Genomic DNA, 511 nt, shown 5'->3' with positions numbered 1-511 from the left:
GCTGATAATGGTCGGCAGGAAGAACGCCAGTGCATACAGACCATAAATAAAGCCGAAGTAGATCAGGCACAGTACCCACACGCGTTTGTTGAACAGGACGGTGCGCACGCTGGGGTGTTTGCTGTGCTGTTTGGCGGCATGTTCACTTTCCAGTTCGCCCACCAGCCAGCGTTTCTCTTCTTCATTGAGCCATTTTGCATCCTGTGGGCGATCGACCAGGTAGAACCAGGTGATAATCCCGACCACAATCGCCGGAATCGATACCCCGAGGAACATCACGCGCCAGCCCGACAAACCAAACAGGCCATGCTGTTCAATCAGCCACGCCGCCAGCGGTGCGCCGATCACGGTGGTCATCGGCTGTGCCAGATAAAACAGCGCCAGAATCTTGCTGCGGTAACGCGCTGGCACCCATAAGCTGAGGAACAAAATGGCCCCGGGGAAGAAGCCCGCCTCGGCAATCCCCAGCAGGAAGCGCAGGATATACAGCTCTTGCACACTGCTTACCCAG

At 56.6% G+C, this 511-nt stretch carries 1 protein-coding gene; it reads right to left on the bottom strand.

What is annotated here, in order from left to right:
* The coding region (locus J5224_RS35330; protein ID WP_264629427.1) for an MFS transporter at positions 1-511 on the bottom strand (511 nt) is incomplete at both ends.

The sequence above is a fragment of the Candidatus Symbiopectobacterium sp. NZEC135 genome, assembly GCF_025962695.1.
This window is presented reverse-complemented; position numbering and strand designations above follow the sequence as displayed.